27 protein-coding genes and 1 pseudogene are annotated in these 23,285 nt (G+C 61.2%); 17 read left to right on the top strand and 11 right to left on the bottom strand.

The genetic code is table 11. From position 1 onward, the window contains the following. Nucleotides 1–60: 60 nt before the first annotated feature. Complete coding sequence (locus QXU72_03595; protein MEM0494340.1) at nt 61–1,128, top strand: ornithine cyclodeaminase; 1,068 nt, start codon at nt 61–63, stop codon at nt 1,126–1,128. Between the two features lie 9 nt (nt 1,129–1,137). Here QXU72_03595 and QXU72_03590 read toward each other — a convergent pair whose 3' ends face one another. Then, complete coding sequence (locus tag QXU72_03590; protein ID MEM0494339.1) at nt 1,138–2,217, bottom strand: SPOUT family RNA methylase; 1,080 nt, start codon at nt 2,215–2,217, stop codon at nt 1,138–1,140. Between the two features lie 232 nt (nt 2,218–2,449). Between QXU72_03590 and QXU72_03585 the strand changes: the two genes are divergently transcribed. The 4 genes from QXU72_03585 to QXU72_03570 all read left to right on the top strand — a co-directional run bounded on the left by QXU72_03585 (nt 2,450) and on the right by QXU72_03570 (nt 5,803). Further along, on the top strand, nt 2,450–3,310 hold the full coding sequence (locus tag QXU72_03585; GenBank protein MEM0494338.1) for an ECF transporter S component: 861 nt from the start codon (nt 2,450–2,452) through the stop codon (nt 3,308–3,310). Nucleotides 3,311–3,479: 169 nt separating this feature from the next. Next, on the top strand, nt 3,480–4,820 hold the full coding sequence (locus QXU72_03580) for a hypothetical protein (protein MEM0494337.1): 1,341 nt from the start codon (nt 3,480–3,482) through the stop codon (nt 4,818–4,820). 273 nt (nt 4,821–5,093) lie between these two features. Further along, nucleotides 5,094–5,330 (top strand): hypothetical protein, encoded by a 237-nt coding sequence (locus tag QXU72_03575; GenBank protein ID MEM0494336.1) that lies wholly within the window; start codon nt 5,094–5,096, stop codon nt 5,328–5,330. Further along, nucleotides 5,327–5,803: a hypothetical protein gene (locus QXU72_03570; protein ID MEM0494335.1), complete on the top strand. Its 477-nt coding sequence runs from the start codon at nt 5,327–5,329 to the stop codon at nt 5,801–5,803. The genes QXU72_03575 and QXU72_03570 overlap by 4 nt, the downstream gene beginning before the upstream one ends. A gap of 104 nt (nt 5,804–5,907) precedes the next feature. Here the strand turns inward: QXU72_03570 and QXU72_03565 are convergent, their stop codons facing one another. The 3 genes from QXU72_03565 to QXU72_03555 all read right to left on the bottom strand — a co-directional run bounded on the left by QXU72_03565 (nt 5,908) and on the right by QXU72_03555 (nt 8,416). Next, nucleotides 5,908–6,543, bottom strand: coding sequence for a hypothetical protein (locus QXU72_03565; protein MEM0494334.1), 636 nt, complete (start codon nt 6,541–6,543; stop codon nt 5,908–5,910). 36 nt (nt 6,544–6,579) lie between these two features. Continuing rightward, nucleotides 6,580–7,560: a hypothetical protein gene (locus QXU72_03560; protein MEM0494333.1), complete on the bottom strand. Its 981-nt coding sequence runs from the start codon at nt 7,558–7,560 to the stop codon at nt 6,580–6,582. Between the two features lie 76 nt (nt 7,561–7,636). After that, complete coding sequence (locus QXU72_03555; protein MEM0494332.1) at nt 7,637–8,416, bottom strand: amidohydrolase family protein; 780 nt, start codon at nt 8,414–8,416, stop codon at nt 7,637–7,639. An 83-nt stretch (nt 8,417–8,499) separates the two neighbouring features. Here QXU72_03555 and QXU72_03550 point away from each other — a divergent pair, with 83 nt between their 5' ends. After that, the gene (locus QXU72_03550; protein ID MEM0494331.1) at nt 8,500–9,150 is read left to right on the top strand and encodes a corrinoid protein; all 651 of its coding nucleotides are present in this window, start codon (nt 8,500–8,502) and stop codon (nt 9,148–9,150) included. Then, nucleotides 9,150–10,574 carry a trimethylamine methyltransferase family protein gene (locus QXU72_03545; protein MEM0494330.1) on the top strand — a complete coding sequence of 475 codons (1,425 nt, stop codon included), beginning with the start codon at nt 9,150–9,152 and terminating at the stop codon, nt 10,572–10,574. Before QXU72_03550 ends, QXU72_03545 begins: the two co-directional genes overlap by 1 nt. A 125-nt stretch (nt 10,575–10,699) precedes the next feature. Here the strand turns inward: QXU72_03545 and QXU72_03540 are convergent, their stop codons facing one another. Next, complete coding sequence (locus QXU72_03540; GenBank protein MEM0494329.1) at nt 10,700–11,191, bottom strand: nitroreductase family protein; 492 nt, start codon at nt 11,189–11,191, stop codon at nt 10,700–10,702. 145 nt (nt 11,192–11,336) lie between these two features. Between QXU72_03540 and QXU72_03535 the strand changes: the two genes are divergently transcribed. Continuing rightward, complete coding sequence (locus tag QXU72_03535; GenBank protein ID MEM0494328.1) at nt 11,337–12,065, top strand: glycerophosphodiester phosphodiesterase family protein; 729 nt, start codon at nt 11,337–11,339, stop codon at nt 12,063–12,065. Between the two features lie 13 nt (nt 12,066–12,078). Here the strand turns inward: QXU72_03535 and QXU72_03530 are convergent, their stop codons facing one another. The 5 genes from QXU72_03530 to QXU72_03510 all read right to left on the bottom strand — a co-directional run bounded on the left by QXU72_03530 (nt 12,079) and on the right by QXU72_03510 (nt 17,051). After that, on the bottom strand, nt 12,079–12,555 hold the full coding sequence (locus QXU72_03530) for a hypothetical protein (protein MEM0494327.1): 477 nt from the start codon (nt 12,553–12,555) through the stop codon (nt 12,079–12,081). Nucleotide 12,556: 1 nt separating this feature from the next. Continuing rightward, the gene (locus QXU72_03525; GenBank protein MEM0494326.1) at nt 12,557–14,287 is read right to left on the bottom strand and encodes a hypothetical protein; all 1,731 of its coding nucleotides are present in this window, start codon (nt 14,285–14,287) and stop codon (nt 12,557–12,559) included. A gap of 83 nt (nt 14,288–14,370) precedes the next feature. Beyond that, nucleotides 14,371–15,264 (bottom strand): ABC transporter ATP-binding protein, encoded by an 894-nt coding sequence (locus QXU72_03520; protein MEM0494325.1) that lies wholly within the window; start codon nt 15,262–15,264, stop codon nt 14,371–14,373. Continuing rightward, nucleotides 15,257–16,408, bottom strand: coding sequence for an FtsX-like permease family protein (locus QXU72_03515; protein ID MEM0494324.1), 1,152 nt, complete (start codon nt 16,406–16,408; stop codon nt 15,257–15,259). Before QXU72_03515 ends, QXU72_03520 begins: the two co-directional genes overlap by 8 nt. Before the next feature lie 34 nt (nt 16,409–16,442). Further along, the gene (locus QXU72_03510; GenBank protein MEM0494323.1) at nt 16,443–17,051 is read right to left on the bottom strand and encodes a hypothetical protein; all 609 of its coding nucleotides are present in this window, start codon (nt 17,049–17,051) and stop codon (nt 16,443–16,445) included. Nucleotides 17,052–17,111: 60 nt separating this feature from the next. Here QXU72_03510 and QXU72_03505 point away from each other — a divergent pair, with 60 nt between their 5' ends. From QXU72_03505 to QXU72_03485, 5 genes and pseudogenes are all read left to right on the top strand, one after another. Next, on the top strand, nt 17,112–17,792 hold the full coding sequence (locus QXU72_03505) for a carboxypeptidase-like regulatory domain-containing protein (GenBank protein ID MEM0494322.1): 681 nt from the start codon (nt 17,112–17,114) through the stop codon (nt 17,790–17,792). Nucleotides 17,793–17,989: 197 nt separating this feature from the next. Then, nucleotides 17,990–18,316, top strand: a pseudogene (locus QXU72_03500) (HEPN domain-containing protein). Nucleotides 18,317–18,462: 146 nt separating this feature from the next. Then, complete coding sequence (locus tag QXU72_03495; GenBank protein ID MEM0494321.1) at nt 18,463–18,606, top strand: hypothetical protein; 144 nt, start codon at nt 18,463–18,465, stop codon at nt 18,604–18,606. Between the two features lie 220 nt (nt 18,607–18,826). After that, entirely contained in the window at nt 18,827–19,078 is a 252-nt protein-coding gene (locus tag QXU72_03490; protein MEM0494320.1) for an AbrB/MazE/SpoVT family DNA-binding domain-containing protein, read from the top strand. Then, complete coding sequence (locus QXU72_03485) at nt 19,044–19,487, top strand: PIN domain-containing protein (protein MEM0494319.1); 444 nt, start codon at nt 19,044–19,046, stop codon at nt 19,485–19,487. Before QXU72_03490 ends, QXU72_03485 begins: the two co-directional genes overlap by 35 nt. Before the next feature lie 37 nt (nt 19,488–19,524). On the opposite strand, the gene QXU72_03480 is transcribed toward QXU72_03485, so the two are convergent. Continuing rightward, nucleotides 19,525–20,283, bottom strand: a complete 759-nt coding sequence (locus tag QXU72_03480; GenBank protein ID MEM0494318.1) for a creatininase family protein — start codon at nt 20,281–20,283, stop codon at nt 19,525–19,527. A gap of 112 nt (nt 20,284–20,395) precedes the next feature. On the opposite strand from QXU72_03480, the gene QXU72_03475 reads away from it, so the two are divergent. The 4 genes from QXU72_03475 to QXU72_03460 all read left to right on the top strand — a co-directional run bounded on the left by QXU72_03475 (nt 20,396) and on the right by QXU72_03460 (nt 23,045). Continuing rightward, nucleotides 20,396–21,295, top strand: coding sequence for a cysteine synthase family protein (locus QXU72_03475; GenBank protein ID MEM0494317.1), 900 nt, complete (start codon nt 20,396–20,398; stop codon nt 21,293–21,295). A 189-nt stretch (nt 21,296–21,484) separates the two neighbouring features. Beyond that, a complete protein-coding gene (locus QXU72_03470) occupies nt 21,485–21,973 on the top strand; it encodes a nucleotidyltransferase domain-containing protein (GenBank protein MEM0494316.1) in 489 nt (162 codons plus the stop codon). Continuing rightward, nucleotides 21,970–22,392, top strand: coding sequence for a HEPN domain-containing protein (locus QXU72_03465; GenBank protein ID MEM0494315.1), 423 nt, complete (start codon nt 21,970–21,972; stop codon nt 22,390–22,392). The genes QXU72_03470 and QXU72_03465 overlap by 4 nt, the downstream gene beginning before the upstream one ends. Before the next feature lie 236 nt (nt 22,393–22,628). After that, nucleotides 22,629–23,045, top strand: coding sequence for a hypothetical protein (locus QXU72_03460; GenBank protein ID MEM0494314.1), 417 nt, complete (start codon nt 22,629–22,631; stop codon nt 23,043–23,045). The last annotated feature ends 240 nt before the right edge of the window (nt 23,046–23,285 follow it).

Genomic DNA, 23,285 nt, shown 5'->3' with positions numbered 1-23,285 from the left:
TTGAAAAGGTGTCAGCTCGCCGGCAGATCGGCATATAAAGCCTAGGGGGCCACGGAGACGGTGTCAGTCCTAGTCCTCGCGGCGCCCGATGTGGTGGAGCTAGTTAGAGCGGAGGGGTTGGAGCGCTTCATCGACAGTCTAGTGCTCCGCTTAGAGGAAGTTTTCAGGAGGTGGAGGGAGCTCATCGTAGTCCCCCGCGTCAGTTTCAGCTACGAGACAGGGGTTATGGAGGCCATGCCCGCGAGCGATCACCGCTGGTACACTGTGAAGATCGTGAACGGCCACCCCCGCAACCCGAGCCGGGGCTTGCTCACCGTGGCTGCCCTCGGGGTCCTGGCCGACGTGGAGACCGGGTACCCCGTGATGATCGCGGACGCTACGCTGCTCACAGCCTTCAGGACAGGGGCGGTCAGCGCTGTCGCCTCGAAGCACCTGGCTAGGAGGAGCAGCAGGGTTCTCGGCATCATCGGCACAGGGTCCCAGTCAGAGTTCCTCTGCTTGTCCGCGAGCCGTGTCCTACCTATCGAGAGGGTGGTCTTCTACGACGTGGACCGGGCAGCCATGAGGAAGTTCGAAGAGAACATGAGGGTTTTCGGCTTCGAGCTGCTCCCAGCTTCGAGCGGCAGGGAGGTCGCTAGGGAGGCAGAGGTCCTCATCACCGCGACCGCCCGGAGGGGGAGGCAGAGGGTCGTCGAGAAAAACTGGGTTCAGCCTGGCTTGCACATCAACGCCGTAGGCGGCGACGCGCCCGGGAAGACGGAGCTCGACCCGGAGATCTTGAGAAGCGCTAAGGTGGTTGTCGAGCTGCTCGACCAGGCCCTGGTGGAGGGGGAGGTGCAGAACGTGGGGAGAGAATACGTTTACGGGGAGCTCTGGGAGGTGGTGTCCGGCCTCAAGCCCGGTAGAGTCGACGAGAACGAGGTGACGGTCTTCGACTCGGTTGGGGTGGCTCCAGAAGACTACACCGCGCTCACATACCTGTACGAGCTCGCGCTCAAGCACGGCCTGGGCAGGGAGCTCCCCCTCGTCCCGAGCGTGGAGAACCCGAAGGACCTCTTCTCGCTAGTGAGGTGGTGCAGAACAGCCGCTGCGCGGGCTGGGCTTCAGCGAGCTGTGAGTGAATCTTGAAAGCCGCTCCTACGCTTCGGAGAGCTCGGAGGCCAGCTTCTCGTGGATCACGGTGGCGATGGCGATCAGCGCCGAGGAGAGAGCAAACTCCGTCGAGACGACGATTCCAGGGGCAAAGTCGACCACGTAGTCAGCGTACCGGAAGAGCCCCGTGGGGACGCCTTCCCGCGCCCCGACCATCAGGGCGACTTCCTTACCGCTCTTCAAGCTTTTCAGCAGGAAGTCGGCCAGCTCGTCTGCAACGCGGGAGACAGGCTCGCCCTCCGGCTCGCAGATCACGAGCGGCTTCCCGAGGCGGGAGCGGACGAACTGGTACATGTCCTGGACGTAGACCTGGGTGAGGTGCACTCCCCTCCCGTAGCTCCTCTTCTGCACCTCGTACCTCGATCTCGCCCCTTCGAACAGCCCCCTTAGGAAGTGGTAGAGCGGCTCCGCCTCGACGGGGCCGATCGGGGTGACGTAGAGCTTCCCGACCTCGAAGACCTGTACCTCTCTCCCGACCCTGGTGCCCATCGTGTACGCTGCTTCGGGAGGCCCGAGGTAGGGTTCGTGCGCGACGACAAGCCTCTTGAAGACTTCGTACATGGGGTACTTGCCGGGCCCCATCTTCCTCCTCAGCTCCCCGCCGCTCGCAACGTAGAGGTACGCGTCGTCCTGAAGGATCTGGATGAAGAGCACTTTGTCAGGGTTCTCGAGGTCTACGGGGGCGCCGGTGCGCTCTTTAAGCGCAGCTCCCACCGCAACGTTCACGTCGAGCGAAGTAAAGCTGTGCTTCCCCCTCCTCACAGTGCGGACGGCGAAGCTCTCCCCAGGCTTGATGCGGTCCGCGAGCTTCAGTGCAGTGCTCACGATCTCGTCTAGGCTGGCTCTGCAGGCAGCCTCCACGAGGTGGGCGCTCTCGACCTCGACCACCTCGGCCAGGATCTTACCGAGAAGCTGCTCCGGGTTCGAGCTGCTCGAGACGAGCACTAAGCCCTGGAAGCCTCCCGGCGACGGAGTCACCTCTGCGGAGGAATCTAGCTCGCGGATCTGCGACGCGACAACTCTCTCCATGCCCAGCCTGCAGGTTATGAAGAGGTGCGCTGGCATCCCGCAGCAGAGTAGAGAAGGGTTGGCGGGTATAAGACCTTTCTCTAGGCTGAGGGAGGCTCTAAGAGCTGCGCGCTTCCCGAGGAGCTGCTGGGACGGGGTTCGATTCCCTCTCTGGGCGGAAGCCGAGCGCTACCGAGCTCCGGGCGGGGAACTGGTTAAACTGTGTTAAGTATGTTTAGCGCAAATTCTACGTTTGGATAGGGGTCCGAGTTCCCGCAGGGGTGCTGCCGTGGTGGAAGACTCTGGGGAGCGTAGGCTACCGATGTCTCTGAAAGTCTCTCTCACGTCTTTCTGCGCTGCCCTCTACGCTATCGGCGCTTATGCTACAGCGTACATCCCCTCGCCCTGGGGCTTCGGCCAGTTCCGCCCAGCGGTCCTCATCCCAGCTTTCTTTGCCACGGTCTTCGGCCCCTGGGTCGGTGGCATGGGAGCCGCCATCGGGACTCTGATCTGCGACTCTGTTAAGCATGGGACGCTCTACATGGGAAGCCTCCTGGCAGCTGTGCCGGGGAACTTTGCCGGATTCTACGTGCTCGGCTACATGCTGAGGAAGAGGTTCACCTGGGGAAGGTTCATTCTCGCCTCGAACCTGGCGCTCGCCGTCGGGAACGCTGTCGTAGCTTTCCTCTACATCTTCCTCTACAAAGTGCTCTTCACGCAATCGCTGCAGATGCCTTTCGAGTCCCTGGTAGCGGTCTCCATAGGCTTGACAGCGTACTGGTTCGTCACAATGCTCCCCTTCGTCCTCACCATCACACCAATCCTCGTGAGAGCGGCTGCCGCAGCCTTCCCCGGGATCGTCCCCGAGAGTATAAGAGCACACTCGCTCAGGGAGGAGCTGCCGAGGACGACGTTCGCCCTAGCCTTCATAGCTCCAGGGCTAGCCGCGCTGCTGACCGGGGTAGCGATCGGGTTAACGCCTTTCGGAAGCTACCTCGCGTCACAGTACCCGAAGGTTTTCACACCGAAGGTGCTAGAGCTCCTCCAGCTCCTCTTCTACCTGTGCGGTGCCGCACTCCTAATCCTCGGCTTCTCGTTCCTGGGCGCGAGATCCTTCCTGAAGCCTAGGAGCGGGCAGCAGAGTTCTTAGGGGAGCTGGTACCCGCGCGAGAATCCGGTGGCTTGTCTTTCTCCGCTTTCGAGGCCCAGCGGGCTAGCGGGCACCTGCTGGGGGCTTACGCCAGCCTCGAAGTGTTCGGCTTGTTGGACAGGGATGTTCACAGCTTAGACGTTTAGCGAGGGGCTGCCCAGATAGTTTGATGGCGGAAAGCAAGAAGCTGGGGAAAGCGGCGCTCGCTCTCTTAGCAGCGCTCTTGTTCTCGGCCGTCTCTGTGCTAGCGTGCTTCTCGCAAGCCGACCTCTACGCTGTTGAAGTTGTACTCAACAAGCCTAACGTTACCTACGATCTTTCGAAGCTCCGCGTAGAGCAGGTGGAGCCAGGCGTCTACGCCTACAGGAGCCCTGTAGACAGCAGGCTCCTGGTCGCCCTCTCGGAGCTGGAGCTTCCCCCTTGGAGTGGGAAGTTCCTGGGGGTCCGGGTCCAGGTGCCTCTGCGCACGGTTTTGCAGCAAGCCTACTCGTGCGGCGTAGAGCTCGCAACCGTAACCGTTCTCGGACCTCTAGAGGTGGAGCTGGATGCTGGTGAAGGCGAGGTGAGTTTAGACCTCGGCGAGCTCTACCTTAAAGGGCCAGCTGTGCTCCTATTCGAGCCCGCGCTTGAGGTGAGCGCTCAGAAGCCGCTAAAGCTCTCAGCTAGCGGTGTGCTCGAGCTGCAGGGCGACCGGGCCTCGTACCGCGTCACGACGCCCTGCTTCGCCGCGCACGGTGGGGATTGCGTTCGAGTAGCTATGGTTATCCCCGGCTTCGACGAGCCCATGTCAGCCGAGCCAGGCGCTTACAGGGTCAAGGCTGTAGTCAGCTGGGTGAGCTCGGAGAAGGTGAGCGGGAAGTTTCTGGTTCGCGTGAAGGGCGTGATCCTCGACCAAGCTGCCGCCGGCTGGAAGACGGAGGAGAGGGCGTTCTTCGGCGCAACGATATCTAAAGCCGTGGACGGGCTCGAGGTGAAAGTCTCTTTTACGCGCAGGTCGCTCACAGCTAGAGTGGAGGGGGAGGGGAGCCTGAGCCGCGCGCTAGAGGAAGTCGAGAAGCTGGTTAAAGCGCTCGGCCTCCCCTGTGCTCTCGAGCCCTCTGGGACTGAGGGGGTGAAGGTAGTCCCAGCCTACGATGTCAGTAGGGATGAGATGGTAGCAGCTCTCAAAGCAGAGCTCGAGTGGTTGAGCAGCACAGGTGTCATATCAGGTCTGAGCAGCGGGGACGTTGAAGCTATCGCCGAGGCAGCGCAGGTAGGCTTCGCGGGCTGGAACTCTAGGCTCGTGTGGAGCGACGGCTGGAAGCCTTACAGCTCAGTCGAGGGAGCTCTGCTCGTGAGGTGCGTGAAAGCTCCACCGCAGCTGATGAGCTTTGAGGCGTTCGAGCGGATCCCCTACCGCGCCGAAGAGGTTGAAGCGCCTCAGCTAGACAGCCTGCTGGCTTACGCTGGCGCAGCAGCCCTAGCAGCGGCTCTGCTCCTCGCAGTTATCTTATTCCTCAGGCGCCGCTAGCCGGGGGGACTCCTTTTTCTCTCTCCCAGTCGCGGGCTAGCGCACGCTAGTGCTAGGGAAACTTCACCGCGCTCTTGGCAGGCGAGCGCTGGGGGCCCGAGCCTTCACCACCTTCCCCCGGGCTTTCGAGCAACGCTGCGTGCCTGCAGTGCGGCCCTGCGGCGCTCCCAGCAGCTCCCTGCGGGCAGAGTGCCGGCTAGGGGCTGCTCAACCTTATTTACAGCTTTAAAGCTAGAAAGCAAAGCTTATTACTGTAGCGGGCGTCGCTGAGGTGTGAGCGTGAAGACGAGCTTCGTGCTACCGAGGGATCTCTACACTGAGCTGAAGAAGAGGGCTGCGGAAGAGGGTAGGAGCGTGAGAGAGGTTTTGGTCGACGCTATCCTCCTGTACCTTAGCGGTGGTGCTCGCGGCAGGGAGCGGCTTCTCCAGCTGCTGCTCAAGCCCGTCGAGGGGGCCGGGCCCGAGGACTACGCCGAGTACGGTTACGAGGACCTGGGGGGTAGCTTTTGAGAGCTATGGTTGATACTCAGCTGTGGGTTCTCGCGAAGAAGAAGCCTCACCCTCAGCGCTTCCCCAGCGTTGAGAGCTACGAGGAGGCTTTGAAAGCTCACGAGCTGGCTAGAAGGTTTTTCACCGAAGAGTTCGCGCGCCTAAAGGTTTACATGTCGCTACACCAGCTAGCTGAGCTTTACCACGTGCTCGCGTTCAGGGGAGTGAGGGTGCCGGCTGGGGAGGCGGCAGCTCTAGTCGGCGAGATCGTGGAGGATCCCTCCATCGTTAAGGTTCCCGTGACGCTGGCGCACTACAGGGAGGCTCTGAGGGAGAGCTCGCGGACCGGCATCCACGTCTGGGACTACCTCTGCTTCATCCCAGTCAAGAGCTTCGTCGAAGCCGTCTACTCGACAGACCCCCACTTCGAGCGGATATGCCGAGAGCACGGCGTGAAGCTCGTGAACCCTACAGGATGGTGGAGCGAAGCTTAGAGCGGCTGGAGGGGTGGAGCGCGGCGAGAGACCGCTGGGCAGCCTGGGGCCGGTGCTCCCACTCAGGCCTTCAGGCTGGCTCAGCGCGGGCTGCGCTCGAGAGGTTAGCGCTTGCTAGGGCAGAGAACCGAGAAGGGGCAGTACTTGCACTCCCAAGGGTAGCGTGGGGCTTTCTGCTCGAGGATCCTTTTCGCGATCTCCCCGGCCGGGAGCCTCTCCCGCTCCACGTACTGGGTGATCCGCTCGGGAGTGATGTAGACGAGGATCGTGCTGGAGAGGTTGAAGAGCGTGTTGTAGACCCTGGCTTGGTCTACGTGGTGCTCGAGAGGGAGGGGCGCGTCCCCGCGCATGCTCTTGATCTCCACGCCGTGCTTCTCGCCATTGGGGAGCGTGAGGATCACGTCCGCTCTACCCTTCACGAGCACTTTCCCGGAGCCGGGGGCAAGGTCGGAGAGGTCGACCTCCATGCTGCCTTCGAGCTCGACCTCCACCTTGACTCCCTTCTGCTCCAGGATCAGCTTGAGCAGCTCCTCGAGCCCCCTGTGGACCAGGGTCCCGTGGATCAGCACCGGGTTGAACAGCTCCGCTAGCTCGAGCTCAGGGTACTCGAGAGAGTACCTGCTCTTCAGGCTGCAGGACACGAGGTCGGTGACCCAGACTACCCCGGGCTCCCTGCTGTGCTTCTGCCTCTCGCTCCTGAAGAAGCTGTAGAGCTCTGCAACTACGTTCGGCTCAGCCACATAGGCGAAGAGTCAGGCTGGTAGTTCTCTTTTTCGCTACCCAGGCGGCGGTGGAGGAGGGGGCGGGAGAGGCTTCCTGCGCTTCGCGAAGGTGAAGCCGGCTGCAAGCAAGGCCGCTACGGCAAGGATTGCGAGAACCCCCCTGAGCAGGCCGGTCTCGGAGAGGAGCTTCTCGTAAGCTGCCCTCAGAGCGTTAAGCTCTACGGCAAGCGCAGCGTACTGGCTCCGGAGCCCCGAGTGCTCGCCCGCCAAGCTGGCTAGCTGCCGCTCGAGCTCGCTCTTCTCGGAGACTAGGCGCGCCTGCTCCCTCCTGAGCCTCTCGAGCTCTGAGAGGAGCAGCGTCAAGTTGGCTTTCAGAGCCCCGTTCTCCGCGGCGAGCTGCTGTACCTGCTTCCGGAGCTCTGCGTTCTCGGCTTGAAAGCTGCTCAGCATGCTCGCCAGGAGAGCGCTCCTGTTCGTCTCGGCGGAGAGCTTCTGCTGGAGGGAGGAGAGCTCCCCTCTGAGCTTGTCTGCCTGCGCGGCTTTCTCCTGGGCTGCCGCGAGGGCCCTCTGCAGCTCCTCGTACGTCTGCGGGGGCACAAGCGTCACGGGCGACTTGTGCTCGAGCACCCGCTGCTCACCGTTAACCGTGTAGTTGACGTAGAGGTAGAGCTCGAGGAAGGGCTCCATGGGCGGGGGCTGGGGTGCTGAAGCCTGGAACTCGAGGCTCCACTGCAGCTCCTGCCCTCGCGAGAGGTTAGCCTTCGAGAGAAGCTTCCTGTCGAGGAGCGTGAAGGAGCCTCTCTCAGTCACGAGCACGACCCTAGCCCTGAGCTCGCTCACCGAGATGTTTGCTAGCGCTGTGAAATCCAGGATGATTCTAGTCCAGCTGCTGTACTTCACTTCCAGCGGGTGAACAGCGACTATCTTCACCTCCGCGGTGCGGAGCACGAGGGGCGTGGGCGGCTGCGCTAAAGCTGAGAGAGCGAGAGTAGTGAGCGCGAGAGCCGCCAGAGCTGGGAGCAACCTGGAGTACACGAGATACATCCGTACTACAACTGTTATTAGCCTTTTTTACCGGAAGAAAGCCCCGAGAGCGCTCTCGGCCTGCCTGCTACGCTGCAGGTTTTCTGAGACCTAGCAGGTCGCGAGCATTCTTCGAGAGCACGGTGCTGGCCGACTCCCCGTACAGGCCGCGGAGGAGCTCCACTGCCTCTCGTAGCGCGCCGGCTCCCCCCAGCTCGTACCCTGTGCCGAAGATGAGCTTGTCCTCCCTGAGGGGGCTTAGAGCTTCTCCGTGCTTCCCGGCGAGCTGGAGGAAGCTGTGCGAGGTATCAAGGTAGACGTTCACGTGGCTGGAGGCTAGAGACGCGAAGAGCCGGAGGTCTGCCGGGCTGCCGGGATCCGAGAGGATGAGCGTAGCTCTCGGAGCGATGAAAGGTAGCAGCGCGTAGTCTTCTGCGGTGTTCAGCCACGGGGTCTCCAGGAGCCTGCCGCGGAGAGTAGTCTTCGAGGGCGGGCCGTGCAGCACGACAGGTATGCCGAGCTCCTCCCCAGCGAACCTGATCACCTGCCAGACGTGAGGGCTCTTCAAGCAGAAGCCCTGCTGCGAGGGGTGGAGCGACAGGCCTTGCAAGCCCAGCTCCTCTACAGCTCTCGAGAGCTCTCTGATCGCTGCGTCGGAGGGGCACGGCACGACAGAGGCGAAGCCGATAATCCTCCGCGGGTCTGTGTCGACAATCTTCGCCACCAGGTCGTTGGAGTGATACGGCGCAGTGGGGTGTACCACGACGGCTTCGAGCCCCTCCCCCTCGATGTAGGCGAGAGCTGCCTGGGCTAACTTCACTGCATCCGGGCCCGTGTGTAGCGGGAGGTGCACGTGGAAGTCGAGCATCAGTTGCCGAGCGCTCTCCGGCTAGAAATACCTCGCGCGCACCGGGCGCTGCCCTTAAAAGAAGGTTGTAGAGCTGCTGTGGTGTGAGCGAGCCCGGGAGTGCCGAGAGGGAGCTTTTCGACGCTGTCGTGGAGGGTGACGAGGAGCGAAGCAGGCGCGCAGCCTCCGAGCTCCTGAGCGCTGGGAGAGACCCCCGGGAGATCGTCTCGGAGGTTCTTGTGCCCGCGATGAGGAGGGTGGGCGAGCTGTACGAGAGGGGAGAGTACTTCATCCCCGAGCTGGTGATGGCCGCTGAAGCTTTCAGAGCTGCGATGGAGGTTGTGAAAGCGAAGCTTAAGCGCGGTGGCCTGCCTGTGAAAGCTGTAGCGGTCTTCGGGACTGTTCGCGGGGATATCCACGAGCTCGGAAAGAACCTGGCGGCGGCGGTCTTCGAAGCGGAGGGCTTCGAGGTCGTCGACCTCGGGGTGGACGTCCCGCCGGAAAAGTTCGCTGAAGCTGTGGAGCAGTACGGTGCGAGGATCGTAGGCATGAGCGCCCTCATGACGACAACGATGCTTGAGCAGAGGAATGTCGTAGAAGAGCTGAAGAAGCGGGGCCTTAGGGACAGGGTCATCGTGATAGCCGGCGGAGCTCCGGTGACCGAGGAGTACGTGCGCGAGATAGGCGCCGACGTGTGGGGGCGCGATGCCTTCGAGGCTGTGGCGAAAGTCAAGAAGCTGCTAGGTGTTGAGTGATGCCGCGGCCGCGCTTGCTACTTCTGGAGAAGAGCGACGTGGAGGATGTGCACAGCGCGGCTCTCGAGCTCCTCTCGAAGGTCGGGGTCAGGGTGGAGGACAGCCTGGTGGAGAAGCTACTGGTGAGCGGCGGGTGCGCGCTGTCCGGCAGCAGGGTGCTGATCCCGGAGGATCTCGTAGAGGAGGCGCTGAGAAAGGCGCCCAAGAGGATCGCGCTGCACGACCGCGAAGGGCGGCACGTCGCGACCCTGGGAGAGGAGGCGCTGGTCTTCAACCCCGGCTCCGCGGCTATAAGAGTGCTCGACTACGGCTCTCCTGAGCCGAGGACCCCGACGCTGGAGGACGTGAAGAAGTTCGCTGTGCTCGCCGACGCGCTGAGCGGGCTTCAAGCGCAGAGCACTGCCGTGGTTCCGGGCGACGTGCCGGCAGAGATTCGGGACGCTGCGAGGCTGTACGTGGTGCTGAAGTACTCCAGGAAGCCTGTAGTCACTGGTGCCTTCACGGTCGAAAACCTCCCCCTGATGGTGGAGATGCTGAGAGCCGTCAGGGAGGATTACCGCGAGAGGCCTTTCGCGATCTTCGACGTGTGCCCCACGCCACCCCTCTCCTGGAGCTCTATCACGTCGAGGAACGTAGTGGACCTCGCTAGGCTCGGAGTCCCCGCGGAGATAATCTCAATGCCCGGGCTGGGCGGAACCGCGCCGGTAACCATCTACGGTGCGCTCACCCAGCATCACGCGGAAGTCCTCAGCGGGATTGTTATTGCTCAGCTCGCCCAGCCTGGGGCTCCCGTCATCTACGGGGGCTCACCGACCGTCATCCACCCCTACTACGGTACTGCGCTAATCACGGCACCGGAGAGCGCGCTCCTAAGCCTCGCTTACCGCGACCTCGCCCGGGAGATCGGGCTTCCGTGCCACACTTACATGGCGCTCAGCGACAGCAAAGCCGTCGACTTCCAAGCCGGTGCCGAAACCGCGCTCACCGCTGCGCTCGCCGCCGCTGCCGGCTTCGACGTGGTTTCAGGGCCGGGGATGCTGGAGTTCGAAAGCGTCCAGTCGATGGAGAAGCTCGTACTCGACAACGAAGTGTGCCTCATGGCGAGAAGGCTCTCAAGAGGCTTCCGGCCTGACGCCGAAGCCCTGGACGTCGTCAGAGAGGTTGTCCTGACGAAGAGAGGCAACTTCCTCGCACACAAGCACACGCGGAGCAACTACCGGGCTGAACTCCACCTCTCAGGCGTCTGGGATGTCGCTAGCGCTGCGCGAGAAAGGAGAAACCTGCTGGACTGGGCCCACGCGGAAGCCGAGCGCATCCTGAGGGAGCACGAGCCTCCCGTTCTCGAGGGTGATGCGCGGGCAGCTCTAGACAGGGTTTTCGCCAAGCTCTACGAGCGGGCCGGCAGCCCACCACCCCAGATATAGAGGCTCGCCTCTGCGAGTAGCCTTCCTCGCTGGCTCCTCCCTCAAGCTTAGCCTCTGCGACCTGCAGAGGTGCTCGCTCCGGCAGGCATTCGCTCGTCCCGTAGGGCTTCTCGGCTCTCGGACTCTCACCTAATCCAGCTGACCATCTCCTCCAGCTTCTTCCTGGGCTTGGGTGGCGGCTGCTCCGCCGGGAAGCCTGCTGCGAGAATAGCTACGACGACTTCGCCCGGCTCAGCTCCTACGAGCTGCGCGTACTCGGGTTTTCGCAGCGCGTTGATCCAGACAGCCCCGATCCCGTGAGCGTGGAGAGAGAGCCACAGGTAGGTGGCGAATATCGCTCCATCCACGAGGAACGTTACGGGAGCTTCCTCCGGCTTCACGATCACAGCGAAGGCCACCGTGCAGCCTTTAAGGGGGGCGGCGCCGGGAGCCACAGAGCCGAGCTTCTCGAGGACTTCCCTGCTCTTAATGACGACGACGCGCCAGGGCTGGGCGTTCCTCGCGCTCGGCGCCCACCGGGCCGTTTCAAGCGCTTTGATGATGAGCTCGTCAGGCACTTCTTCTGCTCGGAACTTCCTCACGCTGCGCCTTCCCTCCAGGAGACCCGTGCAGCTCACGCTCCATCCGGGCTTCCCGGTCTAGAAATTCCTTTCTCTTTCCAGCCGCCGGAGCTGCCGGGAGCGAGAGCTTCGCTTGCCGCCTGGAGAGGCTGCGAAGTAGAGGCTTCGATACTCTCTTATAGCCCAACCCGCCTTGCACGCCGTGGCTCGGGAAGTCTTCGTCGTCGCGCACAGGGGGGCGAGCGCCTACGCTCCGGAGAACACGCTTCCCGCGTTCGAGAAAGCTGCTGAGCTCGGCGCGCACTTCGTGGAAGCCGACTTGAGGGCTACCCGCGATGGAGCTATCGTGTGCATTCACGACGCGCGCGTAGATAGGACGACGAACGGCAAAGGCTTCGTCTCCGAGCTAACCTCCTTAGAGGTCAGGGCTCTTGACGCGGGTTCCTGGTTCTCCGAGAAGTACAAGGGCGTGAAGGTTCCCCTCCTCGAGGAGCTTCTCGACTTCCTCAGCTCGAGCAGCGTGGGGGGTTTTCTCGAGATCAAGCAGCCGGGGATCGAGGACGAGGTTGTGAGCAAGGTTCACAGGTGGGGGCTTGAGGAGAAGGTCGTTATAATATCTGAGCACTGGAGCTGCCTGAAGAGGGTCAAGGAGCTCGACCCCTCCATCACGACTCAAGCCGACGTTCCTGTGCCGAGCGCTGCTTCGATCAACGCCGCGCTAAGGTTTCTCGCCAACATAGTGAGCATCCACGTTTTGAACCTGGAGGAGAGCATCGTGACCTACGCGCACAGGAGGGGGCTGCTCGTGGACGTTTGGGGGGTCGCTGACAGGGAGGGGGTTGAGAAAGCGCTGGAGTGCGGGGTGGACTTCATAACAGCCGATGACCCGAAAATGGTTAGAGAAGTTATCGCCCGCCACAGGGGGGCTTGAGCGCGAGCGCTCCTTAAACTTTCTCGACTACTTCCCCGATGAATAGGGACCGCGCGAGCACAGCAAGCTTGTCTAGACCACGGTGTATCACAACCTTCTCGCAGTCGACTAGCCGCAGCACCTTCTCCTCGAAGAGCCTAGTATCGACGCTGGGGTCGAAAACGAGCTCTTTCACGTTAAAGAAGAAGAGGGGGCCGGCTGCGCGCTCGAGATCTTCACGAGTAATCGTGAGGCGGCCCACGTGGCGGACGAACACAGGCTTCTGCTTCATCTTGGAGAAAGGGATCAGCTTGCGCAGCGCAGCGGGAGCGTCAGCTGGAAGGCCCACGAGCGCGGGCCCCGCGTCAGCAAGCCCGGCGAGGAGCTTGAAAGCCTGGGAGGCTAGCGTCCCGACAGTGACTCCTGTGCGCTTAGCTAGTGATGCGAGCTCGGTGTAAGCCCCGGGGTCCACTCCCCTGAGCAGGACGTTCTTGCCGTTCCTCTCCCCCATGCTACCCAACCTCAAGCCTCGAAAGCCTCTCGCGCAGCTGGCGTATCTCGGCTAGCATCTGCTCAGAGCCTCGAGCCCTCTTATTGCTTTTGGAGAGAACTGCGTACGTGGCTGCGGCAACGAGGAGGAGAGCTGCAAGCTCCAGCGCTAGCCCGCTTCTCCGGGGTGCAGCGTAGGAGGGTAAAGTAAGAGCCTGCGGCTCGCTTCTCTTAAGCTTCAAGAGGGGTAGGGACACGTAGACCACGTCGCTCATCAGCTCGCTCTTAACGCTCACCTCTCCGATGGGCTCAACCACCTGGGAAGTGATAGTCCGGTTGAACTCGAGTAAGCCTTCAGGGTAAGGCTGAGCCTCTAGGGAGGATGCAAGCTTGAGAATGGTCGAGTCGATGAGCTCTGCTGCTTCTCGGAAGCCTTTCGCCAGCTGGGCCATGCCGCGGGAACCTTCGCGCAGCATGTTGCCCAGCTTTCTCAGCTGGGAAGCAGCTACCCTCAGCTCGTTCACTCCCGTGTAGAGGCTCCCCTTAGCGATGGAGTACTGCGCAAGCAGGTTCTCGTAGCTGCCCAGCTGGCTCTGCATAGTAGTGAGAGTACTCTTTGCCTGATTCACCAGCTCTGAGAAAGTGTAGTTGCCGACCCAAGTAATGTTAAGCTTGGAGAACTCCCGCTCCAGCTCCTCAGCGTTCTCCAGCGCTCTCTGAGCTAGTTCTCTCGCAAGCTTCAAAGCATTAGAGGCGTTTTCGAGACCCCTCTTCAGTGCGCTCTCGGCACTTTCGATGGTCTGAGCCGCGCTGCTCAGCTGGTATACTGCAACGCTGATAGCGTCGCTCGCCTGGTCGGCAGCGCCAGCTGCGCTTGCCAGCATCGCAGACTGCTCTTCGAGCTGGGCACTCAAGTTGAGGAGGAGGTCGCGAAGCTTCGTGATATTATTACGCATCTCGGTGAGGTTCCCCAAGCTGCGCTCCATGAAAGAAGCCATCAGGCTCCTGTACCTCTCTATCAGCGAGAGCTGGAGCCTGGGGTCGAGGCTAGCGGTTATCGTCGGCGCTGGCACCAGGACCTCTCCCCAAGGGTTCTCGCCCCTTACTTCGAAGACCACACTAAGCTTGTAGGTCCCGCTGAGGAAAACTGACCACTGGAAAGAAATCTCCGTCCCGCTCTCCCGCAGGCTCTGAGGGTTCTCGGAGAAAGCGATGGGGTACAGGAAAGCGGGGTCAATGCTCCAGCTAATCGATACTGGGAGCTGAACGCCCTCGGGGATCACGCTCGAAGGGCTTAGAATGATTGTGTAGTTCACTTCGCGTACACCCGGAGCTACACCCCTGCAGTAGCCTGCCTCGCAGCTAAGCTGCAGTGGTTGTCCCTCCGCGCTGACGACGAGGCTTACTTCGAGGAGGCTTACCCCGGGAGCAGTGTACTTTAAAGGCTCCCCCGAGCTCACACTGAGGTTGAGCCAGGATACGCGGAGGCGGCCGTCTCTGCAGAAGTAGCCGGAAGCGGGGGCTGTAGAGGTTACGCTACCGCACTCCGCGAACACGAGGTTGTCGGTGAAGCTGTAAACCCCCTCGGACTCGAAGAGGAGGGTTACAGACACCTCAGTGCTGCTTCCGTAGCCAGGAGTCACTTTCTGAACCCTTAGGATATTCTTCCTCACAGTAACCTGCGGCTGGGCGAGAGCTCCCGCGATCAAGTTAAGGAAAATCAGGAGGAGCAGGACCCAGCGGATACGCGCCATACACGCTCGAAGCAAGTGCTGCTATCTTCTTTATAAACCTAACTCTTTAAAGAACATCTTTTTTCGACAATAAACGAAGCAAATTACGGGAGCAGCTTCTCGAGGCGCGCGATCCTCCGCTCGAGCGACTTGAGCTCAGCCTCCAGGGCTCGAGAGTCAGCAACCCCCTTCGCAGCCACCTTCTCTAGCGCGTCCAGCTTAACCCTGAGGATGCTGAGCTGCAGCGCTCTGAGGTCTCTAGTGTCGAAACCGCTCTTGAGCTCCCTTATCCTGTCAGCGAGCGTCTGTGCTGGAGGCTGCTCGAGTATCTTGCCACCCCTGATGTAGAAAGTCCTCGTCGCGAGCTGCGAGATCTCGGGGTTGTGCGTCACGATGATTATCGTCTGCCCGAACACTTCGTTCAGCCACTTCACTAGGCTCAGCACCCTGACGGCTGTGTCGACGTCCAGGCTGCCCGTAGGCTCGTCCATCAAGACAACGTCGGGTCCGGGCGCCAAGGCTCTCGCTATCGCCACCCTCTGCTGCTGCCCGCCGCTCAGCTGCCCGGGGAACTTGTGCTCGTGCCCCTTAAGGCCGACGACCTCCAGCATCCTCTTCGCTACCTCAGCGGCGTCGCGCCAGCTGTAGAGCCCGGTGAAAACTAGCGGCGTCATCACGTTCTCGAGCGCGGTGAGGTTCCGGATCAGGTTGAAAGACTGGAAGACGAAGCCTATCTTCCTCGCTCTAACCTTCGCTAGCTCTTCCTCGCTCATATCCGTGATGTCTACGCCCCCGACGATCACCCTCCCCTTGCTCGGCTTGTCGAGACCGCCCGCTATAGAGAGCAGGGTGCTCTTCCCGCTGCCCGAGGGGCCCATGATGACTGCGAGCTCTCCATCCGCGATTGACAAGTCTACACCCTTGAGCACTTCTACTTCCTCGCTCTGAGTCCTGTAGATTTTCCAGATGTTTTTGAGGGAGAGAGCTTCCTCACTCACTCTTCAGCACCTCTATCGGCCTGATCGAAGTAGCTCTCCAAACCGGGTAGATCGCCGAAAGAACGCTGATCCCGGCGGCAAGGAAGAAGCCGAGCGCGAGGCTCACAGGGTCGAGGATGAGGGGTGGGTTCAGGAAGCCGTAGGAGGAGACAATCTCGATGCCGACCTGGGCTCCCGCGATGCCGAATATCACCCCAAGGAGCCCTCCCGCGACGCCGAACATGAGCGCTTCGAGAATGAAGATGAGAGCTACATCCCTGCGAAGCGCACCGTTAGCCCTCATGATCGCGATCTCGCGCTGATGCTCCCTCACGGTCGAGGTGATCGTGCTCGTGGTCCCGAAGATCGCTACGGCCAGCCCTATCACAGTCGTGGAGAGGAGGAGGCCCTCGATGAGCGACATCACCTTGAAGACGACGCCGATAACCTCCTCTCTCAGCATGATTCGGGAGCCGGGGTAGATCAGGGAGAGCATCTGCTTCATCGCGTTAGGGTCGACTCCCTCCTCCACTTTCACGACAACCATGCTCACGTAGCCGGGCCTGCCGAGGAGGTTTTGCGCTTCGCGGAGAGGCAGGACGACGTAGCCTCCGGCGGCTGCGATCTCCTCAATCTTCATCGTGACTTCCGCGATGCCGACGACCGAGTACTGCTTGAAAGAGCCGCTGTAGGGCGGCTTCACCGAGATCTTGTCCCCTACTCTAAGCCCGAGCTTCTCTGCAAGCCCGATATCGGCGACAGCGTAAGGCCCGCTGAGGCTGGTGAAGCCGCCCCCCTCCACGAAGCGGGAGACCACGTTCCTCAAGTCTTCGGGCCTAACGCCGAGCACGAAGACGGAGGTCCTTCCAGCGTACCCTGTGACGAGGATCGCTGGTGTCGCCCTAGCCACTCCCGGCAGTTTCTCGATCTCCTGCACGATGTCCTCGGAGACGTCATAGATCCCTTGCCCGTACACGATGACTTCGCCGGGCAGCACTTGCTCTACGATGCTGACCGCAGCGGTTCGGCTACCGATACCCAGGATGCGCAGGGAAATGAAGGTTGCAACACCGCTGGCGATCGCTAGAATCGTTAGCACAGTGATCAGCTTCTTGAAAAGCATATCGCGCTCAACAAACTTCAGCGCTAGCCTCAGCACACTCACGCCTGCTGCACCCCCAGGTATCCGGGAGCCGTGTTTAAACTTTTTTAGCAGCACGGTGAAGACAGAGATCCTCGAGAGGGCAGGACTCGCAGCGGGGCCTCCGCGCCGTGCAAACTCTAGCTGCGAAATCCATCACAGCCAGGTTCAGCTCGCAAGTGCCCGCTGAGAGGACGGCCTCCCGGAGCAGCTCCCGAACCTCCTCTACATCCTCCGCGCCGAAAACCCTCTTCACGACGCGCACCGTGTTCACGTCAACCACGGGCACCAGCTTCCCCCGAGCGAGGCACTCGATGAGGGAAAGCGCGTAGGGGCCGAGCCCGGGTGAGCGGCTGCCGCTGCGCCAGGATTTCGCGAGCTCATAAATCTGCCTCGCCCTGGTCCTGTGGAGCCCTAAAGGCTCGAGAAGCTTCTCGATGCTATCCACGCCGAGCTCGACAGCTTTCTCCGGCGTGCTCAGGGAGCCGACAATCCTCTCGTAGTGCTTCGCGACGGTCTCGGCCCTGGTCTTCCTCAGAAGGATCCCGGTGAGCGCTGCACGCCACTCGTCACTCATTCCGACTCTCCACGGGAACTCCCTTTTGTTCTCCTTGAACCACTCGAGTAGCCTGCCGGCGAAGGCGGCGACTTTCCCGCTCTGCCCCACGCCTTTTCCAGCGCACCGTCACGGCTATAAGCGCGACACCAGCACTTATCTTCGAGAGATATGAGGGCGGTGGCCCTAGCCTTCGTGCTGCTCCTGCTCGCGCCCGTGCTCGCCCAGCCCACGGTTAGGATCAGGGCTGAGAACGGTGAGCCTATGCTCGGAGCCCGGGTGCGCATCGTTACTCTCGACGGCCAGGCGCAGGAATTCGAGCTGGGCGCCCCCGTGCTCCTAAAGGATATCGTGCTCGGCACGATCAAGGTGGAGGTGATCTCGTGGAAGGGGGTCCCCATCGGCTACGCGACAGACTTCTTCAGAGTCTACGAGGACATGACCATCCGGGTCCCGGGAGTAAGCACTGCAGAGATAGAGGTGAAAGGCTCTAGGGGGCAGGCGCTGAGCGGGGCGAGGGTCGAGATCTACTACGGCGGCAGGCTCGTAGAGTCGGGCACCACCGACGCAGGAGGGGTTTACAGGACAACGCTGCCGCCAGCCACCTACCTTGTTGTCGCAGAGTACGGTGGCAGGAGGGTTGAAGCTTCAGCCAGGCTGCCGGGTAAAGCCTCGCTAAGCCTCGACGTCTTCATCAATGTGGCGGGCGTCACGCTATCCTCTTCAGAGTTTGCCGGCACGATACTGTTGATCATCCTTGTCGTGCTGGCACTGGTGATCATCACTTACGAGTACGCTGCCTGGAGGCGCCGCAGGCTAGCTCGCGTCATCACCTCAGCCGGTGGTGGGTGAAAGCTGCCCGCACTCTCCTCGAGAAGCGGAGACCTTTTCACCGTCCAGGCTGCAGGTAAGGCCCGTAAGGCCCAAAAACTCCGGGGCTGCAGAGCCAGGACGCGAAAGTGCATTAAGGAGGTTCTGCCAGGCCACTACTGTAATCTACGAGGCTGCAGGGGGTCGGTTGAGGGAGGAGGTTAAGTGGGTGGCTCAGAGCCGCTGAGAAGAATATTGAAAGAGCTGAGGCGGTCGTCGAGAGGGAGGTTTTCGAGGCGGCTGCTTTCTGGGCGCAGCAGGCGGTTGAGTTCTCCCTTTAGGCTCTAATACTTTTTAAGAGGGGAAATCCGCCCAAGACTCACAACCTGGTAGAGCTCTACCGCCTCGCCAGTGGCCTGCTTAGCGGAGTTGGAGAGGAGTTTTTGAGCAAGCTGACCCCCTACTACTCGGTGTCCAGGTACCCGGACATCTTCATGGGGGTTCCTGTCGTCCACAGGAGTACGGCTTTGAGGTTTTTGGAGTTCGCCAAAGAGCTGTCGGGATGATGCGCAAGGTTATCGAGCACAGAGCGTGATAAGATCCTAGCAATCCTTAGGAAGTACTTTGGAGAGGCTGAGCGAGCGCATAGAGGTGGCGGAGTGCTACCTTTTCGGATCGACCGCGGGGGGCTTAGATCCAGCGGCGTGGACATTTGGTCGTATCATCCGTCGAGGGATTGAGGCCTGGCGAGAGGATAAAGCTGGTTTACGAGGTTTGGACTAACGAGCTACCTGCGGACATCTTCGTACTCACACCGAGCGAGTTCCAGTACTTGAAGGAAAGGATGTGGTCCTGAGGGGTGCCTCAAAGTACTGGGTCAAGATAGTCTAGATAGTCTAGCGGCCTTAGCTGGCTGAGCGCGCCGAGAAGACCATTGAGAGGCCGCAGTGCTCGCACCACCGTGAGCTTCTAGAGCGACTTTCGCCCGGCTTGCGCAGCAGCTCCTCCAGGCAGTGAGGGTTAAGTCAGGTAATGCTTTTTAATTCTGACCAGATAGTTTAGTCTGGTGCACCGCGTTGAGCCTGGCTGTAGAGGCTCGAATCGGTAAGAAGTACGCTGTGTACCTACCCAAGTCCATCGCTAAAGCTGTTGGCGTGAAGGAGGGGGATAAGGTGCTGCTAAGAGTTGAGGGGGAGGCTATTATCCTAGAGGTGATCCGCGACCCTATCGAGCTCGCTCTGACTGGGAGGAAGTTCGCTTCGGTGAAACCTGAGGAGGTAGAGGCGGTGAGCGTTGAAGGGCAGGAAAGGTTTACGAGTACTCCTTGACACTTCCTTCATTCTCCCTTCGCTCGGCATCGACGTCGGGAGGGAAGTTCTCCAGGGCTTGAAGAAGCTCGCAGAAGCCGAGGCGGAGGTGTTCTACTCACGTTTCAGCATCTTAGAGTCCTTGTGGGTGGTGGCGAAGCTTACACGCGGAGAGGTAGATGAAGCTTTCAGCATAGGGCTCAGGAGCGTGGTGGAGAGCGGTAGGTACAGGGAGGTCAAAGAGGACGCTTGGGTCTTCAGGGAAGCTTTAAGGCTCTACGCGCTGGGCCACCGGGACATGATCGATAACTTACTCTACGCGAGCTCACTCCGCTACGGCTTACAGCTGCTCACGCTGGACAGGGAACTCAAGGAGTTCGTCAGGAGGAACGGCTTGAAAGACACGCTAGTGCTGCCGGGCGAGCTTTAACGCGCAGCGTATAAGAGGAGAGCTGCGCCCTAGCTGCTCAGGCGCTACCTTCTCGAAGCAGCCGGACTCCTTCCCGGAATTTCTCGAACTCGCTGGTGATAGCTTCCGCTACAGCTTCGAGGAATCTTCGGCATGTCTCGCTCGAGGGGAACTCCACGCCCCCTTCTGTCGCGCTGTAGTTGATCACTGTACCGGGGCTGGGGTAAGCCCTCACTCCCGGCTTGTAAACGTGTATCGAGCTCTCAGAGTACAGCTCGCGCTTCACGAGGTCCGGCCTGAAAGCTAGGACGGCTGCCGTCTCGTCAGTAGCCGCGTGCCCGCCCTCCTTCCCGAGGATCTCCTTTGTGAGCCCGACCTCCCGGGCGAGAACCCACCAGTCTACGACGAGAACGGCAAGCCTGTGCTCGAGCCACGCTCTCCTGGCTGCGTTGTCGAGGCTCTGCGTGTTGCCGCCGTGACCGTTCACCACGAGCACGTACCTGAAACCAGAGCTCGACAAGCTCTTCAAGATCTCCAGCACTATTTTCTCCAGAGTGTCGGGTTCAACCCTGACCGAGCCAGGGTAACCGTGCAGCCCCGTGTTCACGCCGTAGGGCAGCGCGGGGAGCAGGAGAGCTCCGCTCCTCTCCGCTACAAGCTCCGCAACCTTCTCGGCGATCAAGGTGTCGGTAGCGAGCGGGAGATGGAGGCCGTGGGGTTCGAGAGTCCCTACGGGGAGGATGGCCGAGTCGACCCCCTCGCGGAGGAGCTCTTTAAGCTCCGCGTAAGTGTACTCTCCGAGCTTCCTCGCAGGCACGGAGTGCTCACCCCCTCAATCGTTATATCCGTATCCCCTTGAGGGCTTGCGCAGGCTGCGGAAAGATTTCTTGAGAGCTAAAGCTTTAGCTGGGGGGTGTTTCCGCTAGCCTGTGAGCATCACCGACTTGATCGGAAGGACACCCGTAGTCAGGCTCCGCAGAGTAGCGAGAGAGGGGGCTCCAACATACGTGAAGCTGGAGTACATGAACCCTACGGGAAGCCACAAGGACAGGATGGCGTTTTACATGATCCGAGAGGCTGAGCGGCGCGGGCTGCTGAAGCCCGGCGGTGTGGTGGTTGAGGCTTCGAGCGGTAACACCGCTATTTCCGTGGCGTGGCTCGCTTCGCAGCTAGGCTACAGGGCTGTCATCGTCGTAGAGGAGGGTACATCCCCCGCGAAGGTGGCGGTGATCAGGGCTCTGGGCGCAGAGGTGGTTACCGCTCCTAGAGTGCCGCGCGACCACCCTGAGCACATGATTAACGTGGCGCGGAGAGTTGCGGAGGAGCTGGGGGGAGTCTTCCTGAACCAGTACGAGAACGAGGCTAACGTGATGGCTCACTACGAGACAACGGGGCCCGAGATCTACCAGCAGGTGCCTGAGATCTCTGCCTTCGTGATGGGTATCGGAACGGGCGGGACCATCGCCGGCGTGGCGAAGTACCTTAGAGAGAAGGGGCTCAGGGTCAAGGTCGTGGGGGTCGTACCGAGGGGCTCGCCCGTAGCGACTGGGGCGGCCACGCTCGGCGAACCCATTGAGGGGTTGGCGACCAGTAGCTTGCCCGGCATCTACCAGAGGTACTCGGCCATCATCGACGAGGTTGTTGAGGTGAGCTACAGCGATGCTTACCGGATGATGCTCAGGCTTGCCAAGGAGGAGGGGGTGCTGGGCGGGCTCTCCACCGGTGCGAACGTGGCCGCGGCGAGCAAGGTCGCGCGCGAGCTAGGCTCTGGTGCAGTTGTCACGCTAGCACCTGACTCGATGTTCCGGTACGTGCACCTGCTCAGCTGAACAAACCTGGAGGCTGAAGCGCAGCCGGCGGGCGCCAGCTGGCAGCCTCCGCGCCGAAAAATACCGAGGTCGATCAGCCCGCGGGCGGTCGGCACTTCTGGCGGGAGGGGCAGGGGCGCTTCTCGGTAAGCTATTATAGGTGCGGGCTTGAAAGTTTTAACTGTGGCCGGGGTTGGGGCGGGGCGCGCGTTGAAGGAGCCTTATAAGAGCATTCTGCTCGAGCTTGTCGAGGCTTTGAGGAGGAGGCTAGGGGACTCGCTAGTATCGGTGGTCGTTTACGGGTCGGTGGCGAGGGGGGAGGCGAGGAGGGATAGCGATATCGACTTGCTAGTGGTCGCCGAGGATTTGCCGAGGGGCAGGTTCGAGAGGCAGGACCTCTTCATGGAGGTTGAGGAAAGCCTCCGGCCGCTGATCGAGGAAGCTGAGAAGCTCGGCTACACAATCGAGTTCTCACCCTTGCTCAAGACGCCGGAGGAGGCTGCGCGAACCACCCCCCTGTACCTCGACATGGTGGAAGACGCAGTGATCCTCTACGACAGAGGAGGCTTCTTCCAAGGTGTCCTGGAGCGCTTAAGGAAGAGGCTTGAAGAGCTCGGCGCAGAGCGCGTAAAGTGCGGGAAGCTCTGGTACTGGAGGTTGAAGCGCGACTACAAGTTCGGCGAGGTAATCGAGCTGTGAAGAACACGGAGATCGCCCTCTCCTACGCGAAGCAGGCGAAGGAGAGGCTGCACCACGCCCGCGAAGCGCTAGAGCGGGGCAACTACCCCTACGTCGTTAGGCAGTGCCAGGAGGCAGTGGAGCTGATGCTCAAAGCCGCGCTTAGGTTAGTGGGGGTCGAGCCTCCACGATGGCACGACGTGGGCCCAGTCCTCCGGAGGGAGGCTGCCAGGTTCCCGGAGTGGTTCCGGGAAAGCATACCAACTCTCGCCAGGTACTCGAGGAGGTTAAGGAGAGAGCGAGAACCCTCCATGTACGGCGACGAGGAAAGCGGCAGCCCGCCGGACGAGCTCTACGACAGGGAGGACGCTGAGGAAGCCATTAAGATGGCCGAGTATGTTTGCGAGATCGTGACAGCGCTCCTCCCTCCGGGAGGTTAACTCCGCAGAACTGAGGGATGACTGGAGAGTAAGCGCGGGTGAGGAGTCCCGGGGCGCTTGCCGGCTAGCATCAGCAAGTCTCGGCATGGTAGGCGGGGCGGCTTCCCCGGAAACTCGGAAGCTTTATAGCGCTGCGTACGTCTCTCCAGCTGTGAGGCTGAAGTACGGCAGGTGGATTCTAAAGCCCGGAAGGCCACTCCTACGCTGGGGGAGGTGGGTTCTAGGGGGGAGGAGCCTTGGTCGTCTACGTGAAGCTGAGAGTCAGGGGGAGGGAGGAGAGGGAGCTCGTAGTCCTAGTTAATGGAGGTGCTCACAGCCCGGAGCCAGTGCTCGTTGTTGACGAGATCACTGCGAGGGAGCTGGGGTACACCACGGGCGAGGTCGCGGAGGCTTCAGTAGCGGATGCCCGCAGGAGGGTGTACATCGTGAGGGGAGCGGTTGAGCTAGTGCTGGTAGGTGAGGAGGGGGAGGAGCTGGCGCGTCTAAAGGCTCACCTGGTGATACACCCCGGCTTGGAGGAACCACTCATAACGGACGCTACGATTGACGAGCTCGGAATCTCCGTGCTGAGCTTCAGCAAAGGGCTCTGGAGGCATGCGCGAGACCCTCCGGGCAAGGTCAGGGTAAGCGCGAAGCCTCCCTACGCGCTCTGAGAGCTGTCACTGGGGGCTGCGCACCGGATCACCCTCCGGCCCCCAGCAGCTCGAGGGGTGCGGCTGCAGCGCTTATGAGAGCATGATGTGAAGCGCGGTTAACTTTCCGGGTTATCTCCATCACTCCTCCAGCATTCTACCCGGGCAGGCTTCAAGGCTGAGGAAACGCTGAGGTAGCAGAGCACGTAGCGGGCTTGCGTTCAAGCCTCTCTCTCCGGGAGATACTGGAACTCCGGCTTT

The sequence above is a fragment of the Thermofilum sp. genome (genome assembly GCA_038741495.1).
Lineage (GTDB): Archaea > Thermoproteota > Thermoprotei > Thermofilales > Thermofilaceae > Thermofilum.
Note: the sequence above shows the minus strand (reverse complement) of the source record. Positions and strands in the feature narration are given on the sequence as shown.